This window comes from Stenotrophomonas sp. CFBP 13724, assembly GCF_014841975.1.
GTDB classification, from domain to species: Bacteria; Pseudomonadota; Gammaproteobacteria; order Xanthomonadales; family Xanthomonadaceae; genus Stenotrophomonas; species Stenotrophomonas lacuserhaii.
Map to the genome: position 1 here is coordinate 139,549 of NZ_JACYUW010000002.1, position 22,090 is coordinate 161,638.

Annotated in this window: 20 protein-coding genes, 1 pseudogene and 1 riboswitch; of the genes and pseudogenes, 10 read left to right on the forward strand and 11 right to left on the reverse strand. The window is 68.0% G+C overall.

What is annotated here, in order from left to right:
- The first annotated feature begins 77 nt into the window (after nt 1-77).
- Nucleotides 78-1,364 carry a D-amino acid dehydrogenase gene (locus IFT63_RS11670; protein WP_042614951.1) on the forward strand — a complete coding sequence of 429 codons (1,287 nt, stop codon included), beginning with the start codon at nt 78-80 and terminating at the stop codon, nt 1,362-1,364.
- Entirely contained in the window at nt 1,364-2,440 is a 1,077-nt protein-coding gene (gene alr, locus IFT63_RS11675; RefSeq protein ID WP_042614950.1) for an alanine racemase, read from the forward strand. Before IFT63_RS11670 ends, alr begins: the two co-directional genes overlap by 1 nt.
- 91 nt (nt 2,441-2,531) lie before the next feature.
- On the opposite strand, the gene IFT63_RS11680 is transcribed toward alr, so the two are convergent.
- On the reverse strand, nt 2,532-3,116 hold the full coding sequence (locus IFT63_RS11680; protein WP_192084291.1) for a DUF3016 domain-containing protein: 585 nt from the start codon (nt 3,114-3,116) through the stop codon (nt 2,532-2,534).
- A 291-nt stretch (nt 3,117-3,407) separates the two neighbouring features.
- Here IFT63_RS11680 and IFT63_RS11685 point away from each other — a divergent pair, with 291 nt between their 5' ends.
- A complete protein-coding gene (locus IFT63_RS11685; protein WP_249404466.1) occupies nt 3,408-5,348 on the forward strand; it encodes an ATP-binding protein in 1,941 nt (646 codons plus the stop codon).
- 45 nt (nt 5,349-5,393) lie between these two features.
- Here the strand turns inward: IFT63_RS11685 and IFT63_RS11690 are convergent, their stop codons facing one another.
- Nucleotides 5,394-5,657, reverse strand: a complete 264-nt coding sequence (locus IFT63_RS11690; RefSeq protein ID WP_042614947.1) for a hypothetical protein — start codon at nt 5,655-5,657, stop codon at nt 5,394-5,396.
- Between the two features lie 163 nt (nt 5,658-5,820).
- Here IFT63_RS11690 and IFT63_RS11695 point away from each other — a divergent pair, with 163 nt between their 5' ends.
- The 3 genes from IFT63_RS11695 to IFT63_RS11705 are packed head-to-tail and all read left to right on the forward strand — an operon-like array spanning nt 5,821 to nt 8,254.
- Nucleotides 5,821-6,879, forward strand: coding sequence for a class I SAM-dependent methyltransferase (locus IFT63_RS11695; RefSeq protein WP_192084293.1), 1,059 nt, complete (start codon nt 5,821-5,823; stop codon nt 6,877-6,879).
- On the forward strand, nt 6,876-7,577 hold the full coding sequence (locus tag IFT63_RS11700) for a pseudouridine synthase (RefSeq protein ID WP_192084294.1): 702 nt from the start codon (nt 6,876-6,878) through the stop codon (nt 7,575-7,577). Before IFT63_RS11695 ends, IFT63_RS11700 begins: the two co-directional genes overlap by 4 nt.
- Nucleotides 7,574-8,254 carry an HAD-IA family hydrolase gene (locus IFT63_RS11705; protein WP_192084295.1) on the forward strand — a complete coding sequence of 227 codons (681 nt, stop codon included), beginning with the start codon at nt 7,574-7,576 and terminating at the stop codon, nt 8,252-8,254. Before IFT63_RS11700 ends, IFT63_RS11705 begins: the two co-directional genes overlap by 4 nt.
- 135 nt (nt 8,255-8,389) lie before the next feature.
- On the opposite strand, the gene fabB is transcribed toward IFT63_RS11705, so the two are convergent.
- Nucleotides 8,390-9,601 (reverse strand): beta-ketoacyl-ACP synthase I, encoded by a 1,212-nt coding sequence (gene fabB, locus IFT63_RS11710; protein WP_101100146.1) that lies wholly within the window; start codon nt 9,599-9,601, stop codon nt 8,390-8,392.
- Nucleotides 9,601-10,116 carry a 3-hydroxyacyl-[acyl-carrier-protein] dehydratase FabA gene (fabA, locus tag IFT63_RS11715; protein ID WP_042614942.1) on the reverse strand — a complete coding sequence of 172 codons (516 nt, stop codon included), beginning with the start codon at nt 10,114-10,116 and terminating at the stop codon, nt 9,601-9,603. Before fabA ends, fabB begins: the two co-directional genes overlap by 1 nt.
- Nucleotides 10,117-10,309: 193 nt before the next feature.
- Here fabA and dinB point away from each other — a divergent pair, with 193 nt between their 5' ends.
- Nucleotides 10,310-11,395: a DNA polymerase IV gene (gene dinB / locus IFT63_RS11720; RefSeq protein WP_042614941.1), complete on the forward strand. Its 1,086-nt coding sequence runs from the start codon at nt 10,310-10,312 to the stop codon at nt 11,393-11,395.
- 34 nt (nt 11,396-11,429) lie between these two features.
- Here dinB and IFT63_RS11725 read toward each other — a convergent pair whose 3' ends face one another.
- Complete coding sequence (locus IFT63_RS11725; RefSeq protein WP_192084296.1) at nt 11,430-12,068, reverse strand: NAD(P)H-binding protein; 639 nt, start codon at nt 12,066-12,068, stop codon at nt 11,430-11,432.
- 98 nt (nt 12,069-12,166) lie between these two features.
- On the opposite strand from IFT63_RS11725, the gene IFT63_RS11730 reads away from it, so the two are divergent.
- Together IFT63_RS11730 and gph are read left to right on the forward strand one after the other, a co-directional pair.
- Nucleotides 12,167-13,069, forward strand: a complete 903-nt coding sequence (locus tag IFT63_RS11730) for a LysR family transcriptional regulator (protein WP_192084297.1) — start codon at nt 12,167-12,169, stop codon at nt 13,067-13,069.
- A 72-nt stretch (nt 13,070-13,141) separates the two neighbouring features.
- Nucleotides 13,142-13,822 carry a phosphoglycolate phosphatase gene (gene gph, locus IFT63_RS11735; RefSeq protein WP_192084298.1) on the forward strand — a complete coding sequence of 227 codons (681 nt, stop codon included), beginning with the start codon at nt 13,142-13,144 and terminating at the stop codon, nt 13,820-13,822.
- Nucleotides 13,823-14,080: 258 nt separating this feature from the next.
- Here gph and btuB read toward each other — a convergent pair whose 3' ends face one another.
- Nucleotides 14,081-15,919: a TonB-dependent vitamin B12 receptor gene (gene btuB / locus IFT63_RS11740; RefSeq protein WP_192084299.1), complete on the reverse strand. Its 1,839-nt coding sequence runs from the start codon at nt 15,917-15,919 to the stop codon at nt 14,081-14,083.
- A 114-nt stretch (nt 15,920-16,033) separates the two neighbouring features.
- Nucleotides 16,034-16,254: riboswitch (cobalamin riboswitch) on the reverse strand.
- A 165-nt stretch (nt 16,255-16,419) separates the two neighbouring features.
- Between btuB and IFT63_RS11745 the strand changes: the two genes are divergently transcribed.
- Nucleotides 16,420-17,007 carry a histidine phosphatase family protein gene (locus tag IFT63_RS11745; RefSeq protein WP_192084300.1) on the forward strand — a complete coding sequence of 196 codons (588 nt, stop codon included), beginning with the start codon at nt 16,420-16,422 and terminating at the stop codon, nt 17,005-17,007.
- Between the two features lie 211 nt (nt 17,008-17,218).
- Here the strand turns inward: IFT63_RS11745 and IFT63_RS11750 are convergent.
- From IFT63_RS11750 to IFT63_RS11770, 5 genes and pseudogenes are all read right to left on the reverse strand, one after another.
- Nucleotides 17,219-17,485, reverse strand: a pseudogene (locus tag IFT63_RS11750) (TfoX/Sxy family protein); the annotation flags it as partial.
- A complete protein-coding gene (locus IFT63_RS11755; RefSeq protein WP_042614935.1) occupies nt 17,482-17,964 on the reverse strand; it encodes a GAF domain-containing protein in 483 nt (160 codons plus the stop codon). The gene IFT63_RS11755 and the pseudogene IFT63_RS11750, both read right to left, overlap by 4 nt.
- Before the next feature lie 9 nt (nt 17,965-17,973).
- Entirely contained in the window at nt 17,974-19,425 is a 1,452-nt protein-coding gene (locus tag IFT63_RS11760) for an aminotransferase class I/II-fold pyridoxal phosphate-dependent enzyme (RefSeq protein WP_192084595.1), read from the reverse strand.
- A gap of 126 nt (nt 19,426-19,551) precedes the next feature.
- Complete coding sequence (msrA, locus tag IFT63_RS11765) at nt 19,552-20,289, reverse strand: peptide-methionine (S)-S-oxide reductase MsrA (protein WP_042614933.1); 738 nt, start codon at nt 20,287-20,289, stop codon at nt 19,552-19,554.
- A gap of 9 nt (nt 20,290-20,298) precedes the next feature.
- The gene (locus IFT63_RS11770) at nt 20,299-22,062 is read right to left on the reverse strand and encodes a cytochrome c biogenesis protein DipZ (protein ID WP_192084597.1); all 1,764 of its coding nucleotides are present in this window, start codon (nt 22,060-22,062) and stop codon (nt 20,299-20,301) included.
- Nucleotides 22,063-22,090: the final 28 nt, after the last annotated feature.

Sequence of the window (22,090 nt, forward strand, 5' to 3'; positions counted from 1 at the left end):
ATCAGGCTGACTATACTTCTCTGATTATGGTCCCGGCGTGCTCCTGCGCAGGGAATTGATCGGGTTGGAGAGGTCTCATGCGCGTTCTCATCCTCGGCAGCGGCGTCATCGGCACCACCAGTGCCTGGTACCTGCGCCAGGCCGGTTTCGAAGTCACCGTGCTCGACCGCCAGCCGGGACCGGCACTGGAGACCAGTTTCGCCAATGCCGGGCAGCTGTCGTTCGGCTACACCTCGCCGTGGGCGGCGCCGGGCGTGCCGAAGAAGGCGATCGGCTGGCTGTTCGAAAAGCACGCGCCGCTGGCGATCCGCCCGGGCATGGACCTGGCCCAGTACCGCTGGCTGTGGCAGATGCTGCGCAACTGCACGCAGGAACGCTATGCGATCAACAAGGCGCGCATGGTGCGCATGTCCGAGTACAGCCGCGACTGCCTGAACCAGCTGCGTGCCGAGACCGGCATCGACTATGAAGGGCGTGACCTGGGCACTACCCAGCTGTTCCGTACCCAGCAGCAGCTGGACGCTTCGGCGCAGGATATCGAGGTACTGGCGCAGTATGGCGTGCCGTACGAGGTGCTGGACCGTGCCGGCATCATCGCCGCCGAACCGGCGCTGGCCCACGTGGACGGGCTGGTCGGCGCGCTGCGCCTGCCGCGCGACCAGACCGGTGACTGCCAGTTGTTCACCCGCCGGCTGGCCGCGATGGCGGCCGAGGCCGGCGTGGAGTTCCGCTACGACGTGGATATCGCCGGGGTGGAGCACGAAGGCGACCGCATCACCGGCGTGCGCGTGGACGGCAAGCTGGAAACCGCGGATCACTACGTGGTGGCCCTCGGCAGCTATTCGCCGGCGCTGGTGGCTCCGCTGGGGCTGGACCTGCCGGTGTACCCGCTGAAGGGCTACTCACTGACCCTGCCGATCACCGACCCGGCGATGGCGCCGACGTCGACCATCCTGGACGAAAGCTACAAGGTGGCGGTCACCCGCTTCGACAACCGCATCCGGGTCGGTGGCATGGCCGAAGTGGCCGGCTTCGACCTGTCCCTGTCGCCGCGGCGCCGGCAGACGCTGGAGCTGGTGGTGCGTGACCTGTACCCGAAGGGCGGCGATCTATCGCGCGCCGAGTTCTGGACCGGACTGCGCCCGGCAACGCCGGACGGCACGCCGGTGATCGGCGCCACGCCCTTGCGCAACCTGTTCCTCAACACCGGACACGGCACCCTGGGCTGGACCATGGCGTGCGGGTCCGGCCGTTACCTGGCCGACCTGATGAGCGCGCGCCAGCCGCAGATCAGCACCGAAGGCCTGGATATCTTCCGCTATGGCGGCAAGCGCGCTGCGGACGCGCACGCGGGGCGCCGCTGATGCGCCCTGCACGTGCGTTGATCGACCTGGATGCGCTGCGTAGCAACTACCGCCTCGCGCGCGCGCTGGGCGGTGGCAAGGCATTGGCGGTGGTCAAGGCCGATGCCTACGGCCACGGTGCGGTGCGCTGCGCGCAGGCGCTGCAGAGCGAAGCCGATGGCTTCGCGGTGGCGACCATCGAAGAAGCGCTGGAACTGCGTGCGGCCGGTATTTCCGCCCCGATCCTGCTGCTGGAAGGCTTCTTTGAAGCCAGCGAACTGCCGTTGATCGCCGAACACGGGTTGTGGACCGCCGTGGGTTCGCCGTGGCAGGTCGAGGCGCTGGCCGCCTTCGATCGTCCGCTGGCACTGACGGTATGGCTGAAGCTGGACAGCGGGATGCATCGGCTCGGGCTGGACCTGGATGCCTTCCGCGCCGCGCATGCACGCCTGTCCGCGCTGCCGCAGGTCGGTCGCATCGTCATGATGACCCACTTGGCGCGTGCCGATGAACTGGACAGCGGACGCACCCACGAACAGGCGGCGCTGTTTGCTACGGCGACGGCCGGGCTGGCCGGCGAGACCAGCATCTGCAATTCGCCGGCGTTGCTGGGCTGGCCGGATGTGCGCAGCGATTGGGTGCGTCCGGGCCTGATGCTGTACGGCGCCAACCCGCTGGCGGTTGATTCCACGGTGACCGCGCGCCTGCGTCCGGTGATGAACATGCGTTCGAAGGTGATCGCCGAACGCTGGATCGAAGCGGGCGAGCCGGTCGGCTACGGCGCACGCTTCGTGGCCAACCAGCGAACCCGGGTGGGCGTGGTGGCGATGGGTTATGCCGACGGTTATCCGCAGTTCGCGCCGAACGGCACGCCGGTGGTGATCGACGACCAGCCGGGCGTGCTGATCGGCCGGGTGTCGATGGACATGCTGACCGTGGATCTCACCGCACACCCGCAGGCGGGGGTGGGCAGCGAGGTGCAGCTGTGGGGCGGGCAGGCGCTGAGCCTGGACGAGCTGGCGCCGCGCTGTGGGGTCAGCGCTTACCAGCTGCCGTGCGCGGTGAAGCGCGTGCGCCGGGAGTATGTGGAGGGGTGAGGGGGAGGGGAGAGGAAGAGCGTGACGACCAACGGTCGTCACCCACCTCACCCACCAGGCCTCGGTCGTCACCCACTCCAGGGAGCGGTCATCATCCAGCGGACGGGTTGGCAGCGATCCGCTTGGCCAGGTCGCGGCGCACCCAGTCGTCGATCAGCTTCTTGTCGTAACGCAGTGGGTCGCTGCTGCTCTGCATGCCGGTGCTGCCATGCAGGAAGCCGGAATCGCGCAGCGCGGCTTCGCCCTGGTCCAGCACCTGGCCGCCCGCGTCCTTCAGTGCGTACTGCAGGGTGATCCGCGGCGGGTAGATGTCGCGCATGATCCGGATGTCGCTGGCACGCGGACCGTGCCACGGTTCGAAATCGCCTGCGCGCTTGATGTCGACGAAGGTGATGTCCAGCGTCTGGCCGGGCTGCAGGGTCTTCTCCGCGGTTTTGCGCGCGTACTCGGCCAATTGATGAACCCAGTTGCCGCGCTCGGCCTCGAAGCGGTTGGTGCTGTTGCGAAGCTCGGTGAAGGTCTTGGGGTCGTTCCATCGCACGCTGACCGGGCCGGACGCTTCAAGCGCGCGCGGCGCCTGCGGATCGGTCACGGTGCGCGGGGCGGCCAGTGCGGCACCGGCGGAGGTGGCGAGCAGGACTGCCAGCAGCAGGCTGCGTAGTGAAAGGCGGCTCATGGCAGGCTCCTGCGCCGTGTGGCAGCGCTGTAAGTGTGGCCACCAGTGTGGTCCTGCCTGGCGCGCCGGACAAGCGGCACTCCAGCACGCCCGGGCTTGCGCTTACGGGAAGTTCATCACACCGCGCATGACGCCCGGCGCTTGACGCTGCGAATACGCAGTCTGGACCATGCTGTATATATTGCTACCCAGTGGCCCAAGCCCTTGTCCCCTGTGAATTCGACCCTGGAAGCCCTGCCCGCACACGCCGCCGCAGGTGGCGCAAGCCTGTACCAGCACGCGCTGGAGCGCATGCATGCGGGGTTCTGCGTGATCAAAGTCCTCTTCGACGAGCAGGACCATCCCGTTGACTATGTGTTCCTGGAAGTGAATCCAGCGTTCGAACGTCATACCGGGCTGGTGGATCCGATCGGGCGGCGGATGAGCGAGCTTGAACCCAACCACGAGAAGGACTGGTTCACCATCTACGGGCACGTAGCGCGTACCGGTGAGGCGACCCAGTTCGAACTGGAAGCCAAGGCGCTGGGCCGCGCCTATTCGGTGGATGCCGTGCGGGTGGGTGTCGAGGGCGATGATACGGTCGCGGTGCTGTTCTTCGATGTGAGCGCACGCAAACGGATGGAAGGCGAGCTGGGCGAAAGCGAGGCGCGCTTCAGTGCCCTGGCAGACGGCCTGCCGATGCCGGTCTGGGTTCTGGACGAGCAGGGTCACTCGCGCTTCGTCAACAGTGCCTTTACCGAGTTCTTCGGCGGTGATGAAAACCGGGTGCCGGAAGATGTCTGGCGCGGGCTGGTGCATCCCGATGATGCCTCGGTGTTCGAGCACGAACTGCGCGGCGCGCTGAGTGCGCAGCGTTCGATGAATGCCCTGGTGCGTGCCCGGCGCGCCGACGGCGAGTGGCGCTGGCTGGAGATGAACGCCCGGCCGCGTTTTTCCCGCAATGGGCACTTCGTCGGTTTGGCCGGCAGCAGCCCGGACGTGACCGAACGACGCGACATCGAACTGGCACGCGAAGAGCTGCTGCAGTCCGAGCGCACCGCGCGCGCCGCAGCGGAAAACACCGCGCGCCTGAAGGATGAATTCCTGGCCACCCTGTCCCACGAGCTGCGCACGCCGCTGACCACCATCCTGGGCTGGAGCGAGCTGCTGCTCCAGCGGGTGGAACCGGACAGTCCACTGCGCAAGGGCCTGGGCGTGATCGCCAGCAGCGCCAATGCGCAGAAGCGGCTGATATCGGACATGCTGGACCTGAGCAGCATGCTGCTGGGGAAGGTACAGCTGGAAGTGGAAGTGCTGGACCTTGCCGAGCAGCTGCGCCAGGCAATACGCGCGCAGGAGCTGGTAGCCGAGGGCAAGGCGCTGGACGTGACCGTGGACGTGCCGGACCGTCCGTGCCTGGTGCTGGGCGATGCCACCCGGATGCAGCAGGTGCTGTGGAACCTGCTGTCCAATGCGATCAAGTTCACCCCGGCCGAAGGCTCGATCACGCTGCGGCTGGAGGACCTGCCGGAGGGCTGGCAGGTGACGGTGCAGGACAGCGGCGATGGCATCGCACCGGAGTTCCTCAATCATCTGTTCGGCCGCTTCCGCCAGGCCGATGGCACCACCACCCGCCGCCATGGCGGGCTGGGGCTGGGCCTGGCCATCGTGCAGCAGCTGGTGGAGCTGCACGGCGGCACCGTGGCGGCGGCCAGCGAAGGCCACGGCTGCGGCGCGACGTTCACCGTGCGCCTGCCGCGCTATTCGCCCGACCAGGGTTCGCGCCCACTGCGTGAAGTGATCAGTGGCGGCCCGATCATCGAGCGCATCGTCGAACCGTATCCGCTGCGCGGCCTGCATCTGCTGGCGGTGGAAGACCAGGTCGAAGTCCTTGAGTACCTGCGTCGCATGCTGGAAGAGCAGGGTGCAGCGGTCACCTCGGCATCGTCTGCCGGCGAAGCGCTGGCGCTGCTGGACGAGAACCGGCACCAACGCTTCGACGTGCTGCTGACCGATATCGGCATGCCGGGAATGGACGGCTATGGACTCATCCGCACGCTGCGCGAGGACATGGGCGTGGACGCCGATGCACTGCCCGCGGTGGCGGTGACCGCGCTTGCCCGCGCTGATGACCGGCGTCGCGCACTGGCATCGGGTTTCCAGGAGCATGTGGCCAAGCCGTATTCGGTGGCCCAGCTGGTGGCGGCGGTACGCCACGTGCAGGCCAGCGGCGAACGCACCGCCCTGCATTGAACTGGCTGAAGCAGTGAGCCGGGGACCGCCCGGCCCACGCATGAATCAGTGTTCGAACAACGAAGCCTCGGCCTCGAAACGGCGCTCGTAGGCACGTTCATCGGCAACCCGGCTGACTTCCTCGTCCGTTATGTCCGGCGCCCCGTAGACCGCATAGGCCACGGTGCCATCGCGGGTCTTGCCGACCTGGTGCAGCCGGTAGCGGGAGTGGCCGCCACCGGTGTCCTCCGGGTAGTGCACCGGGGGCTGGCTGCCCTCCAGGTCCATTTCGCTGTTGTCGACCACGCCACCGACGAACAAGGCACGCATTCGATATCTCCAGAGCTGGGATGGGTCCCCTTACCCTGACCGCTGGGACGTTCGGGCGGCATCAAGGGGATGTTCGGTTTTCGCAAAGCGCTCCGGCACGGGGGCGGTGGCGCCGAGCCGGTACAATGGACGCCCCCTGAAGATTCCAAGGCTTACGTGCCCGATGGCCGCCCGCGACGACGCTCCCCTGCAGACCCTGTTCCTGCCGCTCTCCCAAGGCCTGCTGCGCTGGCCGGAAGGCCCGGTCGCCTTCCTGCGGGCGCGTGACGGATGGCCGCTGCGCGAACAGGCGCAGGGCCGCGAAGTGGTCTGCGAGCAGAGCTTCGCACCGTTCGCCAAGGCGCTGGAATCGGCCGGGCTGGAGGTGTCCGCCGAGCTGGGCGCTGACCAGGCGGGCCGTTTCGGGCTGGTGCTGGTGCTGCCGCCGCGTCAGCGCGACGAAGCCCGCGCGCTGTTCGCCCGCGCCCTGCAGTTGGTGGCGCCGGGTGGCACGATCGTCGCCTGCCAGCACAACGACGAGGGCGCGCGCTCCGGCGAGGGCGACTTCAAGCAGCTGACCGGCCTGGGCGGCAGCCTGACCAAGAACCATTGCCGGGTGTACTGGAGCGCGCCGGCGCAGGGCCAGCACGATGTCGAACTGGCCAGCCGCTGGGCGAGCCTGGACGCCCCGCGCAGGATCCTCGGCGGACGCTTCACCAGCCGTCCGGGTGTGTTCGCGTGGGACCGCACCGATCCGGCATCGGTGCTGCTGGCGGAAAACCTGCCGGCCGACCTGGCCGGGCGTGCCGCCGACCTCGGCGCCGGCTACGGCTACCTGTCGCGTGAGCTGCTGGAGCGCTGCCCAAAGATCACCGCACTGGACCTGTACGAGGCCGAAGGCCGCGCGCTGGACCTGGCACGGGTCAACCTGGCCGAGCCGCCGCGTGCGCTGCCGCTGCGGTTCCTGTGGCAGGACGTGACCGCCGGGATCGAGCCCGGCTACGACGTGATCATCAGCAATCCGCCGTTCCATACCCCTTCGCGCGAGAACCGCCCGGACATCGGCCAGCGCTTCATCGCGGTGGCGGCGCAGGCGCTCAAGCGCGGCGGGCGCCTGTTCGTGGTGGCCAACCGCCACCTGCCGTACGAGAACGTGCTCAATGACAGCTTCGGCACGGTGCGAGTGCTGGCCGAACGCGATGGCTTCAAGCTGATCGAGGCGGTGCGCGGAGGCAGCCGGTGAAGCTGGTCAAGCTGATCGCCAACCTGGGCTACGGCAGCCGCAAGCAGGTGCAGTGGATGTTCCGCGAAGGACGCATCACCGATGCCGATGGCGAGGTGCTGTATGCCGACGACCAGGTAGCCCATGAAGCGATCCGCGTCGATGGCGAACCGCTGGATCCGCCGGTCGGGCTGACCATCGCGCTGTACAAGCCGCGCGGGGTGACCTGTTCGATCAAGGACAAGGGGCGGCTGGTCTACGACCTGCTGCCCTCGCGTTTCCGCGACCGCGATCCGGTGCTGTCCACCGTGGGCCGTCTGGACCGCGATACCAGCGGGCTGCTGCTGATGACCGATGACGGTGGCCTGCTGCACCGGATCATCTCGCCGAAATCCAAGCTGCCCAAGGTGTACGAGGTGGAGCTGGCCGAGGACCTGCGCGGTGACGAGGTGGCGCTGTTCGCCAGTGGCACGTTGATGCTGGAATCGGAGAAGACGCCGCTGATGCCGGCCGAGCTGGACGTGCAGGGGCCGCGCAACGCGCGCCTGGTGCTGCATGAAGGCCGTTACCACCAGGTGCGGCGGATGTTCGCCGCCACCGGCAACCACGTCCAGGCCCTGCATCGCAGCGGCGTGGGTGGGCTGGGCCTGGAAGGGCTGGAAGAAGGGGAGTGGCGGCAGTTGACGGCTGCCGACCTGGAGACCCTGTTCGCACCGTGAGCACGATCCCTGCCTTGCCGTTCCGCCCGGATGCGGTGATTTTCGACATGGACGGGCTGATGATCGACAGCGAACGGGTGTCGATCGCGTGCTGGAGCGAGGCGGCGCTGACGCTGGAGATCGCGTTGCCGGAAGGCTTCTTCCTGCACATGGTGGGGCTGGGCGAGCGGGATTGCCTGCAGCTGCTGCAGCGTCACATCGACGACGGCGCGCGCATCGATGCGCTGCTGGCGCACTGCCACGCGCTGTACGACGCGCGCACGCATGACGGCCTGCCGCTGCGTCCGGGCATCCTGGAGCTGCTGGAGCTGCTGAAGGAGCACGGTGTACCCCGCGCGGTGGCTACGTCGACGCGGCAGCCGCGTGCCAGCCGCAAGCTGGCGGCCAGCGGCCTGCTGGACTACTTCGATGCGGTGGTGACCAGCAGCGACGTGCAGCATCCCAAGCCGGCGCCGGACATCTACCTGCTGGCCGCACAGCGGCTGGGCACCGATCCCGCGCGCTGCTTGGCACTGGAGGATTCACCGACCGGAACGCGTGCTGCGCTGGCGGCTGGGATGACGGCCATCCAGGTGCCGGACCTGGTGCATCCGGATGCGGCGGTGCGCGCGCTGGGGCACCGCATCGTGGAGTCGCTGCATGATGTGCGCGCGCTGTTGGTGCCGCTGTTGCGGTAGCGCCGAGCCATGCTCGGCGAGCGCAGCAGTGCGCGTGACGGCCAGCGGCCGTCACTACAAGTTGCTGCGGTCAAAAGGTAGCGCCGAGCCATGCTCGGCGAGCGCAGCGGCGGGGATGACGGCCAGCGGCCGTCACTACATCATCCGGCCGAACACCAGCGCAGCGTTGGTGCCACCGAAGCCGAAGCTGTTGGACATCACCGTGTCCAGCTTCTGCTCGCGGCTTTCGCGCACGATCGGGAAACCTTCCACCTTCGGATCCAGTTCGGTGATGTTGGCCGAACCTGCGATGAAACCATCGCGCATCATCAGCAGGCAGTAGATCGCCTCGTGCACGCTGGCAGCGCCCAACGAATGGCCCGACAGCGCCTTGGTCGAGGACAGCGGCGGAATCGATTCGCCGAACACCTCGCGGATCGCGCCCAGTTCGGTGACATCGCCCAGCGGCGTGGAGGTGCCATGGGTGTTGAGGTAATCCAGCGGGCGGTCCACCTTCTCCATCGCCATCTTCATGCAGCGCACCGCGCCCTCACCGGACGGGGCGACCATGTCGGCACCGTCGGAGGTCACGCCGTAGCCGATCAGCTCGGCGTGGATGGTGGCACCGCGCGCGATGGCGTGGTCGTAGTCTTCCAGCACCAGCATGCCGCCACCACCAGCGATGACGAAGCCGTCGCGGTCCTTGTCGTACGGACGCGAGGCGGTGGCCGGAGTCTCGTTGAAACTGGTCGACAGCGCGCCCATCGCATCGAACATCACGCTCATCGACCAGTGCAGGTCTTCACCGCCGCCGGCCAGCATGATGTCCTGTGCGCCGTGGCGGATCAGGTCGGCCGCCGCACCGATGCAATGCGCCGAGGTGGCGCAGGCCGCAGACAGCGAATAGCTCAGGCCCTTGATCTGGTAAGCGGTGGCCAGGCAGGCCGAGACCGTGCTGCACATCGTGCGCGGCACCATGTACGGGCCGACCTTGCGCACGCCCCGGCTGCGCAGGATGTCAGCCGCTTCCACCTGCCATTCGCTGGAGCCACCACCGGAACCGGCGATCAGGCCGGTACGCGGGTTGCTCACCTGCTCCGGGGTCAGCCCGGCATCGGCGATGGCATCGCGTGCGGCGATGTAGGCGAAGGCCGAAGCATCGCTCATGAAGCGCTTCAGCTTGCGGTCGATCTGCGCATCCAGGTCCAGGTCGACGCGGCCGCCGACCTGGCTGCGCAGCCCGGCTTCGGCGTGGTCGGCCAGGTAGGTGATGCCGGCCTTGCCGGCGCGCAGGTTGGCCGACACCGTGTCCAGGTCGTTGCCCAGGCACGAGGTGATGCCCATTCCGGTAATGACGACGCGACGCATCAGAAGTTCTCGGTGGAGGTGAAAAGGCCCACGCGCAGATCCTTGGCGACGTAGATTTCGCGGCCATCCACCAGCATGCGGGCGTCGGCCTGTGCCATCACCAGCTTGCGGTTGATGACGCGGGTGATGTCGATCTCATAGCTGACCAGCTTGGCGTCCGGCAGTACCTGGCCGGTGAACTTCACATCGCCACAGCCGAGCGCGCGGCCGCGGCCGGGTGCGCCCAGCCAGGTCAGGAAGAAGCCGGTGAGCTGCCACATCGCATCCAGGCCCAGGCAACCGGGCATCACCGGATCGCCGATGAAATGGCAGTTGAAGAACCACAGGTCCGGACGGATATCCAGTTCGGCGCGTACCATGCCCTTGCCATGCGGACCGGCGTCGTCGCGGATGTCGGTGATGCGGTCGAACATCAGCATCGGGTCGTTGGGCAGGCGCCCGGCGCTTGCGCCGAACAGTTCACCGCGGGCGCTGGCCAGCAGCTGGTCGCGGTCGAACGCGTGGAGACGAGTCATGGAAAGCACGATCCTGGAAGCGAAGAACGGAAGATCAAGCGCCCGAGGATGCATGACAGCACACGTCGCGATCAAACTTTTCCACCGTACGCACGCGTAGTGTTTACCATTGAAAACGCGCATCCTGTTGATGTGCAACGACCATACTTCGGCGTGTGGCCCACCAAGGTCGAATGCCCTTCCAACACCCACCATGAGCACTATGCGCAAGATCATCCACGTTGACATGGACGCCTTCTACGCGTCGGTGGAGCAACGCGACGATCCGTCCCTGCGCGGCCGGCCGGTGGTGGTGGCATGGCGTGGCGCGCGTTCGGTGGTGTGTGCGGCGTCCTACGAGGCACGGGTGTTCGGTGTGCGTTCGGCGATGCCGGCGCTGCGTGCCGAACGCCTGTGTCCGGATGCGGTGTTCGTGCCGCCTGACTTCGCACGCTACAAGGCCGTTTCCCGGCAGGTGCGCGAGATTTTCCTGCGCCATACCGACCTGGTGGAACCGTTGTCGCTGGACGAGGCGTACCTGGATGTCACCGTGCCGAAATCCGGGATCGCGCTGGCGACCGACATCGCGCGCGAAATCCGCGCGCAGATCCGCGATGAAACCGCGCTGACCGCCTCGGCGGGCATCGCGCCGAACAAGTTCCTGGCCAAGATCGCATCGGACTGGCGCAAGCCTGATGGCCAGTTCGTGGTCACCCCGCAGCGCGTGGACGCTTTCCTGCTGCCGCTGCCGGTGAAGAAGGTACCGGGCGTGGGCAAGGTGATGGAAGGCAAGTTGGCGGCGCGTGGCATCGTGACCTGTGGTGACCTGCGCAGCTGGTCGCTGGCTGCGCTGGAAGAGGCCTTCGGCAGCTTCGGTCGCAGTCTGTACAACCGTGCCCGTGGTATCGACGAACGGCCAGTGGAGCCGGACCAGCCGGTGCAGTCGATTTCCTCCGAAGACACGTTCGCCGAGGATGTTCCGCTAGATGCACTGGCGCCGGCGATCGCCCAGCTGGCGGAGAAAACCTGGAACGCCACGCGCCGGACCGACCGCACCGGGCACACGGTGGTGCTGAAACTGAAGACCTCGCAGTTCCGCATCCTCACCCGCAGCTACACGCCGGAGCGGCCGCCGGAATCGATGGAGGAACTGCGCGACATCGCCCTGGCGCTGCGCGATCGCGTGGAGCTGCCGCCGGACACGCTGTACCGCTTGGTGGGCGTCGGCCTGGGCGGCTTCCGCGAGCGCGAGCCGGTCCTGCAGGGGGACCTGTTCCAGAAAGGGGACGGAGGGAATTAAGCGAACTTAATTCCCTCCGTCCCCTTTTTGGGTTTCAGTACGCGGCGGTGATGATCTGGCGCGGGTGGGCGTGGGTTTCCAGTTCTTCCACGAACGCGGCGGCGTAGTCGGCGTAGCTGATACGGCTGTGGCCTTCGGCGTCGGCGAGGAAGCTGCGGGCCTGCACGCGATACTGCCCGCGCTCTTCCCCCGGGCCGATTTCCGCGGCCGGCGAGAAGAACGTCCAGTCGATGTCCTGCACGGCCTGGAGCGTCTTCAACGCCTCGCGTGCGGCCAGTGCAAAAGGCTTGTAGGCGGCCGGGAAATCCGGGGTATCGACCAGCTGCACCCCCGGTGCGACTTCCAGGCTGCCTGCACCGCCCACCACCACCAGGCGCGGCACGCCTGCCTGGCGCGCGGCATCGAGCAGCTGCCCGGCGACCACCGCGATCTGGCCGATGTCATCGCCCGGGCGCGGACCGTAGGCACTGGCCAGCACATCGTGGCCGGCAATCACGGCCGCCAGCGCGGCACTGTCATCCAGCGGGGCGATGGCCAGCGCGGCGCCGTCCAGTTCGGCGGGCAGCTGTTTCTCACTGCGTACGATGGCGGTGACCTGGTGGCCGTTGGCCAGCGCATGGCGGGCGATCTGGCGGCCGATGTTGCCGGTGGCACCGACGAGGGCGATCTTCATGGGGGGCGTTCCGTAGCGGGGTGAGCGGTCACTGTAGGTGCCCTTACATGATCGAAAAACAGCGTATAACGATCATGTTTGTTGCATGGATCGAGCAGATGGACCGATTGACCGCCATCGATGTGTTCATTGAAGTGGCCGAGCGCGGCAGCCTGACCGCGGCTGCAGAGGCGCTGGACATGTCGCGGCCGATGGTTACCCGCTACCTGGCCGCGCTGGAGCAGTGGCTGGGTGCGCGCCTGCTGCACCGGACCACCCGCCGGGTCGCGCTGACCGGCCCGGGCGAGATCGCGCTGACGCGCTTCCAGCAGATGCGTGGAATGCGCCAGGAACTGGAAGACGAGCTGGCCAGCCAGGATCCCGAACCCCATGGCGTGCTGCGGGTGACGGCCAGCGTGTCGTTCGGCCAGCTGCACCTGGCGCCGGCCGTAGCCGACTACGTGAAGCGCTACAAGCAAGCGCGTATCGAACTGCTGATGGTGGACCGCATCGTCAACCTGGTGGAGGAGCGGATCGACCTGGCGGTTCGCATATCGCGGCAGATCGATCCGGCATTGATCGCACGTCGGCTGGCCGATTGCCGTTCGGTGCTGTGCGCCGCGCCGGCCTACCTGCTGCAGCATGGCACCCCGCACAGTGCCGAGCAGCTGGCGACGCACAACTGCCTGACCCACCATTACGTTGGAAAGGGCGTGTGGCGCCTGCAGCGGGATGGACGCGAGGTGGCGGTCAGCGTGAGCGGCAACATCAGTGCCAACGATTCGTCGCTGCTGCTGGAGGCGGTGCGCAGTGGCACCGGCATCGCGATGCTGCCGGCTTACCAGGTGAACCCGTTGTTGGCCAGCGGTGAGCTGGTCGCATTGCTCGCCGATCATTCGCTGGAAGAAATGGGACTGCACGCGGTGTATGCCTCGCGTCGGCAGCAGTCCACCCTGCTGCGCAGCTTCGTCGATTTCCTGGTGGAACGGTTCTCCAGCCCGGCGTTCGCCGCGTACTGCTAGCCAGCCCCGGTCAATGAAGTGGCCGTGGGCGGCCGTTACACTGCAGGCTCCCCCGCATGACATGGCAGGCCTGTGAGCGACGTAGCGACGTACCCGTATCCGCTGGTGGTGTTCGACCTGGACGGCACGCTGGTGGACAGTGCCGGCGACATCGCCGAAGCCTTGAATCGCACGCTGGAAGACTGGCAGCTGCCGCGGGTGGCCGAAGCCACCGTGCTGACCTGGATCGGTGACGGCGTGCGTCGGCTTGTGGAGCAGGCATTCACCGCGGCAGGCAGCACGATCGACCTGGATCGGGTGATGCCGGGCTTCATGGTGCACTACCGTGAGTGCCTGCTGCGCAGCCCGCGGCTGTTCGATGGCGTCGCCGAGGCCCTGCAGCAGCTGCAGGAACGTGGCGTGCCGATGGCGATCTGCACCAACAAGCCGAGTGCGCTGGTACAACCGCTGCTGGATCACCTGGGCATCGGCGATCGGTTCGCGCTGGTGCTGGGCGGCGATTCGTTGCCGCAGCGCAAGCCCAGCGGCGAGCCACTGCGGCATATCGCCGGGCACTTTGCTTTCGCGCCCGGCGACTGCCTGATGGTGGGGGATTCGTTGACCGACTACCGCGCCGCGCTGGATGCCGGCATGCCGGTGGCGCTGGTCCGCTATGGCTATCCCCGCGGACTGGACCTGCAGCACAACGAGGCCGTGGCGGTCGTCGACGACCTGCGCCAGTTGCCAGGGTTGCGCGCGGGCAGAGTCGGGTAACGGCCGACCGCACCCGCTGCGCCCGCCGACCATGGGTCGGCGCTACCGATGGCGGCTGGTGGGTAGCGCCGAGCCGTGCTCGGCGGAATGTTTCCGCGCACGGGCCGCTGCGCTCGCCGACCATGGGTCGGCGCTACCGATGCGGGCTGGTGGGTAGCGCCGAGCCGTGGTCGGCGCTACCGATGCGGGCTGGTGGGTAGCGCCGAGCCGTGGTCGGCGGAATGTCTCCGCGCACGGAGCGCTGCGCTACCGTGCGCGTTACTTCGGCTGGTAGCGCACGCTGAGCTGATATTCACGCCCGGGCTGGTTGTACCAGGCGACGGTTTCATAGCGACGGTCGAACACGTTGGCGGCCCGTGCGAGCACCGACCAGTCATCGCTGAGCGCGTACTCCAACCGCACGTCCAGGGTGCCGTAGCCCGCAAGCTTCACTGTGTTGGCGGCATCGTCGTAGCGCTTGCCGGCGCCGAAGCCGGTCAGGCCGACGCGCAGGTCGCCGAAGCGGCGGTCCAGGTCGATGCGCGCGGTCTGCTGCGCACGGCGCGCCAGCCAGTTGTCGTACTGCGCACCGACGGTGCGGTTGCGCGGGGCGGTGTAGCTCAGCTGTGCGTTGATGTCGATGCCGGCCAAGGTGGTGGCGGCGGTCAGCTCGGCGCCGCGGATACGCGCCTTTTCCACCTGGGTCATGCGGAAGGTGGCCGCGTCGTAGGTGATCAGGTCATCCACGCGCGTCTCATACACATCCAGGCCCCAGCGCCAGCCCTGGCCCTGCTGCGCGATGCCGATGTTGCTGCTGCGTGCCTTTTCCGGATCCAGCGTGGCCACCCCGCTCCACGGGTCATACAGGTCGCTGAAGGTCGGCGCCTTGAACGCGGTGCCGTGGCTGGCGGTAAGCTTCCAGCCCGCGCCCAGCTCCAGACCCCAGGCCAGTGAACCGGTGGTGTGGTTGCCGAACTGCTGGTTGTCATCGTTGCGCACGCTGGCCTGCAGCTGGTGCCGGCCGAAGCGACCCTGGTACTGAACGAACACACCGGTGTTGTCACGGCTGTCGACCAGGTAGCCGGCGCTGCTGCCATCCAGGCTGTCATCACTCCAGTCCACGCCGCTGCTCAGCAGTTGGTTGTCGGCCAGGCTGGCGTCGACCTGCAGCGAGGCGCTGTCGCGATGCGTCTGCGCGCTGCCAGACGCATCGAACGGCCCGCTGTTGTCCGATTCATTGTCGCTGCGGCCGAGGCTGGCCGTCACCGCCAGGCGCTCGGACGGGGTGTAGCGGAGCTTGCCGCCGAGCACCTGCTGCAGCGTTTCAGAGTAGTTGTAGTAGCCGTCGTAGTGGTTCTCGCCTTCGGCACGCAGCGCGCTGCCTTCCACGCTCCACTGTGGGTTGAACGTGTAGCCACCCCGCGCACTCTTGGAGAGATTGCGGTAGCCATCGCGATCCGGCTCGTCCGCGCCACAGCCCTGGAAAGTCGCCGCCGAACCGCGGCACGCATCGATGCCGTCGCTGTGCTGGTAGGCGATATCCAGCCCGAACCAGCCGCGCTCGGTGCCGCCGCCGATGCCACCGCTGGCCTGGCGCAGGCCGTTGCTGCCACCGCCCAGTTCCAGGTGCGGTGCGAAGCCGCCGGTATCACGACGGGTGAAGATCTGCACCACGCCGCCGATCGCATCCGCGCCGTACAGGCTGGACTGCGGGCCGCGCACGATCTCCACGCGTTCGATCTGCGCCAGCGGAAGGTCCTGCAGCATGGCCAGGCCGAAGTCACCGGTGTTGATGCGTACGCCATCGACCAGCACCACGGTGTGCGAGGAATTGGTGCCGCGCAGGAACAACGAGGTCTGCTTGCCGAGTCCGCCGGTGTTGGCCAGGTTGATGCCGGCGCGGCCGCGCAGCAGGTCCTGCAGCGAGGTGGCCTGGCTGGCTTCGATGGCGCTGCGGTCGATCACCTGCGCCGGGCTGAGGCTGTCGGCCAGCGCGATCGGGGTACGCGTGGCGGTGACCAGCACCTGGTCCAGCGCGGTGGCCGCGTTCTGTGCGCCAGCCACGCCAGGCAGTGCGGCCAGCACGGCCAGGGAGAGGATTCGGGACTGCAATGTCATGGGGTAACTCCAACTGCCGCGCACGCCCGCGCGGACAAAAAGGGAGCTGCAACGCGGAGACAGGGCGATGCGCACCGCGCAGGACGCGGTGGCCGTCGCCGATGCCCACCGCATCGCAACCTGGTGCTTCCGGGCCGGTCTCCGGGCTTGCCGTCGGTGGAGGTCCACCGGGCGGACGCCTTCCCATGCCCGGGGGCACAGTGGCGTGAGGTCCGCTTGTGACGTGCTTACCGTTGCGGGGGCAGCGCCGGAGTGGCATCACCTGGATGCGTCACCGGCTTCCCGTTTCAACCTGCCAGCCGACGCCGCAGGTCACCTTGAAGTGCGCGCAGTCTAAGCCATCGCGTGCGGTAATGCAGGCCGCGTGCGCCGGTGCACTAGAATGGCCCCTGTTTCGTTCCAGATCTGCCCATGACGTCCATGCCGTACTGCGTTGCCCCCTTGTCCCAAGGCCCGGGTGCCTGCCCGCTGATCCCGGACCGGTGCAGCGGGGCCAAGCGATGATCCTGGACCTGGTCCGCCACGCCAGCACCGGCCGCGACACCCACCTGGACGGTCGCACCGACCCGCCGCTGCTGGCCGGGGCGCACGATGCGCTGTGCGCGGCCTACCAAGGCCATGAGTGGGAGCGGGTGATCAGCTCGCCACGCCTGCGCGCGCTGCATACCGCGGTCGCGCTGGCGGTGCCGCGCGGGCTGGACGTGCAGCCGGATGCAGAGTGGGAAGAACTCGATTTCGGCGACTGGGACGGCCTGGCGATCGAGGCCCTGCCGGAACAGGAACTGCTTGGGTTCCATCGCGATCCGCATGCGTTCGCCCCGCCGAATGGCGAAAGCTGGGGTCGCTTCGAGCGCCGCATCGCGCGCGCGCTGGACCGGCTGTTCGATGAGGAAGAAGAGCAGGACGCGGCACCGACGCTGATCGTCAGCCATGGAGGGCCGCTGCGGATGGTGCTGTCGCAGGTGTGTGGCCTGCCGGTGGCACTGTGCTGGGCGCTGCGCATCGACCACGGCACGCGCCTGCGGTTGCGGGTGGAGCGCGGAGATGCGGGGCTGTGGGGCGAGTTGCTGGAGCTGCAGCAGCCCTGAAAGTGGGGCGGGAGGCCCGCGGCGCCGCTGCGCTCGCCGAGCATGGCTCGGCGCTACCCTCGCGGTGATGTCGACCGGTACCGGTAGCGCCGAGCCATGCTCGGCGGGGTCAGCGGAAAGAGGTTGACGGCCAGCGGCCGTCACTACCCCGTCAGTCGTTGTTGTCGTCGAAGCGTTGTTCGCGCACCGGGCCGGAGGCAGGCCCCGGCGCTTTCAGCGGCTGCAGGGCGATGCGCGCCTCGTAGTCGTGCACCAGCGCGCTGCGCTGGGCTTCGGTCAGGTCCTGCCAGTGGCAGTCAAGCAAGGCGCCTTCCAGCGAATACAGCAGGTTGAGGCTGGGCTTGAAGCCGGCCCTTCGAACCTTGACGAAGGCCCCCACCGAGCCGATGGCGAGCAGGTCTTCGCGGCTGCGCAGGCCGACCTGGCGCAGCCATGCTGCGCTCTTCGGACCAATGTTGCGCAGCTGCACGGTGCTCATCGCAGTGCGTCGACGAACACAGCGGCGATCGCTTCCAGGCCGGCCTGGTCGTCGGCATCGAAGCGCGCCAGCAGCGGGCTGTCGAGGTCGAGCACGCCGATCAGCGCACCGTCCTTGACCAGCGGCACCACCAGTTCCGAACGCGAGGCCGAATCGCAGGCGATGTGGCCCGGGAAGGCGTCGACGTCGTCGACGCGCTGGGTTACGCGTTCCGTGGCGGCCGCACCGCACACGCCCTTGTGCAGCGGAATGCGCACGCAGGCGGGCAGGCCCTGGAAGGGGCCGACCACCAGCTCGGTGCCGTCGAACAGGTAGAAGCCGGCCCAGTTGAGGTGGGGCACGGCGTGGTAGATCAGCGCCGAGAGGTTGGCCGCGTTGGCGATGCGGTCGCTCTCGCCATGCACCAGGCCACGGGCCTGGTCCAGCAGCTGGGCGTATTGTTCCGGCTTGCTGCCGGTCAGCGAAGAAGTGGCGAACATGCCGCCAGTCTAGCAAGGCACGACGGTGCTGGCGGCCAGTGCCGTGGCCAGCGCCCCGATCCGCGCAATGCCCGCCACGTAACGCGCATCCAGCTCCTGGCAGCAGGACAGGCGCAGGCAGTGGCGGTAGCGCGCGCCGCGCGAATACATCTGGCCGGGCATGAACACGATGTCCTCGGCCAGTGCCTGTTCGAACAACTCGCCGGTGTCCACGCCGGGAATCTCCAGCCACAGCAGGAAGCCACCGGTGGGTTCGGTCGCCCGCGTGCCGGGCGGGAAATGCTGGGCAACCAGCTGCCGCACCTTGCTGGTCTGTTCGCGGTACAGGCGGCGCATGCGGCGCAGGTGGTGTTCGTAGTTGCCGGCTTCCAGGAAGGCGGCGACCGCATCGCCGAGCAGCCTTGATTCGGCACCGCTGGAATGGAACTTGAGCAGCGCGATGCGGTCGATGAAACGCCCGCCTTCCAGCCAGCCGACACGGTAGTCCGGTGCCAGGGTCTTGGAAAAACCCGCGCACACCATCACCCAGCCGTCGCGGTCGAAGGCCTTCAGCAGCGGCTCCAGCGGTTCGCTGTGCTGCAGTTCGGCGTACACGATGTCTTCGATCACCGGCAGGCGGCGTGCATTGGCCAGTTCGGCCAGGCGTTGCTTGGCCGCCACCGGCATGGTGCAGCCCAGCGGGTTGTGCACCGTGGGCATCACCACCAGCGCGGCCAGTGCGGTGGTGTCCAGCAGCGCATCGAGAGCTTCCACGTCCAGGCCCCGCTGCGGGTGGGTGGGCAGTTCGATCGCCTGCAGGCCCAGGCTGGCCAACAGGGGGTAGAGGTTGAAATACGATGGCGCTTCGATGCCGACCGCATCGCCCGGTTCAGTCACCGCGCGCAGCGCCAGTTGCAGGGCCTCCATTGCCCCATGGGTGAGCGTGATCCGGCCGGGCACGGTGTGCAGGCCCATCCGCGGGCCGCGCTGCACGATCTGCCGGATCAGGGCCTGCGAGCCATCCGGCCGCGCATACGTTTCCACCGTGGACAGGCTGCGGCGCAGGACCTGCGCAGTTGCGCGCTGCAGCTGCACGCCGGGATAGAAGGCGCGACCGCGCGGGCCGGCGAAGGCCAGGTCCAGCACCTGTGGCCGCTGCTGGGCGGCAAGCACCCGTGCCAGCATCGCCGGCTGGCTGGGCGCAGTGGGCTCGGAGGGTGCATCCCGCAGCGATCGACGGGGAACCTGCAGGCGGGCGGCAACTTCGAAGCCGGACCGCGGCAGCGGCACCACCAGCCCGGCATCTTCGAGTTGCCGGTAGGCGCCGATCACCGTGTTCAGGCTGACCTTGCGCTGCTGCGCCATCTGCCGCAGCGAGGGCAGGCGCGCACCGCTGGGCAGGCGACCGGCGTGGATCGCCAGGGACAGCTCATCGGCCAGTTGCTGGTAGCGGGGCGGCGCGGCCTGGGCGTCCATCTGTATCCAACCAAACAGGGGGAGCCTGCCACTGTACCCCTGTTTCCCTACGCTCTACGATGCGCCTTGCTGGCATCAGCTCCGGCATTTCCCCCACGCACGTCCGCCATGGACGTGCGTTTTTTTGCCCGCTTACTTCATCGGCACCAGCACCGGTTCGCGGCGGTACAGCTGTGGGAAACGCTGCTGCAGGGCCACCAGCTTGGGTGCGTCGTAGTAGCGGATGTAAGCGGCCTGCGGGTTCCGCTCCAGGTAGTTCTGATGGTAGGCCTCAGCCGGATAGAAGCGCTTGCCGCTGCCCAGTTCGGTCACCACCGGGGATGAGAAAGAGGCGCCGATCTGGCCCACGTAGGCACGGTTGGCGGCCTGCTGGCGGGCATCGTCGCTGAAGATGGCGGAGCGATACTGTGTCCCGTGGTCCGGCCCCTGGCGATTGAGCTGGGTCGGGTCGTGCGCCACCGAGAAAAACACCTGCAGCAGCTGGCCATAACTGACCTGGCGAGGATCGTAGTCCACCCGCACCGCTTCAGCATGGCCGGTACGCCCGCTGCTGATGATCTCGTAGCGCGCGGTCGATGCGTCGCCGCCGATATAGCCGGAGACCGCGTTGCCCACGCCCTTGACGTGCTGGAACACGCCCTGCACGCCCCAGAAGCAGCCGCCGGCGAATACCACGCTGGCCTGCGTGCGCTCGTCCTTGTACGCCGCCACGCCGGTGGGAGCGGGCAGGGCGCGGCTTTCTTCGACGGCGCGCGCCGGTGCCATGCCCGCGCCGATGGCCGGGCCTGCATCGACCGCGAACACCACCAGCGCACCCACTACCAGCGCGGCCACTGCCGCGGCGATGCCTTGTTCCAATGAGAATTTCATGCGACCTCCTCAGCCAAACGTAAACGCATAGGCCTGGACACCCGGGTCCAGGAACTCGATCTCGAACAGGTGCTCACCGATGTCCGCGCGCTGGCGCACCAGCTGGTACAGGCGATGCTCATCGACCACGCCAGTGCCGTCGGGCTGCACATCGCCACCGGCATCGGCGGCCTGCAGCGGCTTGCCATCCAGCAGCACGCGGAAGCGGATGGGTTTGCCGTCTGCCGCTGGCGCCAGCACCAGGTGCAGGTCGCGGGCGTGGAAGCGGAAGGCGATGCGTCCGCCCGCCGAGGCCAGCGTGGCCGACTCCTGGTCGACCGACCACCGGCCGCGCAGCGCCCATTGGTTCAGTGCCCACTGCTGCGGAAGGGCGTAGTCGAACGGCTGATCGCGGCGGAAGCCACCGGGTGAGGCGAAGTGTTCCGCACGCGCATGGCCGAGGTAGGTTTCCGGCGAACGCAGGTTGCCCATGTCGGCCTGTTCGGCAACGCCTTGCAGGGTGGCGGCGGTGGGATCGGCCGGCGGTGGCAGGTTGGTCTGGCCCGCTTCCTGCAGCAGCCGGCGGATTACCTGCTCGGAGTGCGCATAGTTGCCCTCGCCGAACTGGTGCGCGCGGATGCGGCCCTGCGCATCGACGAAATAATGCGCTGGCCAGTAGCGGTTTTCGAACGCTCGCCAGATCGCATAGTCGTTGTCCAGCGCGACCGGGTAGGTGACCTTGAGCTGCTCGACCGCACGCATCACGTTGCGTGGATTGCGCTCGAAGGCGAACTCCGGGGTGTGCACGCCGATCACCACCAGGCCGTGGTCGCGATAGCGCTCGGCCCATTCGTGCACGAACGGCATTGCGCGCAGGCAGTTGATGCAGGAGTAGGTCCAGAAGTCGATCAGCACCACCTTCCCGCGCAGTTGTTCGCGGGTCAGCGGCGGGCTGTTGAGCCAGCCGGTGGTGCCTTCCAGGGCAGGCATCTCGCCTTCGACCGGCAGCGGCACATCAGCGGCGGCTGCGCCGGTGCTGGTCATCGCCACACCGCCCGCCTGCGCGCCGGGCACCGCATCCAGCAGGCCCTGCTCCAGCCGTGCCGTGCTGACCGCGGACAACCGGGTGAGGACCCCCGTGTCCCAGCCCATCGCAATGGCGACCACCGCCAGCAGCGCCGCCACGCCGAGCACGCGGCGCAGCACATTGCCCAGCCCCAGGCGAGCCTTCAGCGCATTGAAGACCCGGCCGCCCACCCACACCGCCAGCGCGAGCGCGGTGACGGCGCCCAGGGCATAGGCAAGCAGCAGGCTGCTGGTGCTGGCACTGGCGCCGTTGAGCGCCGCACCGGTCAGCACCAGGCCGAGGATCGGTCCGGCGCACGGGGCCCACAGCAGGCCGGTCGCGATGCCGACCAGCAGCGACGTACCGGCCCCACCACGGCCGGCGTCGTCGGCGGCATCGGCACGCGCGCTGAGGCGTGCGCCGACGCGCTGGAACGGTGCCAGCAGGCGGTCGGCAAAGGCCGGCCACAGCAGCGCCAGGGCGAACACCGCCATGACCACCAGGGCGACCCAGCGGCCGATCTGGTTGGCCTGTGCCACCCACGCACTGCCCACGGCAGCCAGGCTGGCCACCACGGTGAAGGTGATCGCCATGCCCAGCAGCAGCGGCAGGGTGCTGCGCAGGAACGAGCCGCCGGCACGCGCGAACACGAACGGCAGTACCGGCAGGATGCAGGGACTGAGCAGGGTCAACAGACCCCCCAGGTAAGCCAGCAGCAACAGCATCAGCGACGCTCCATCAACAAAGGAAAAGACA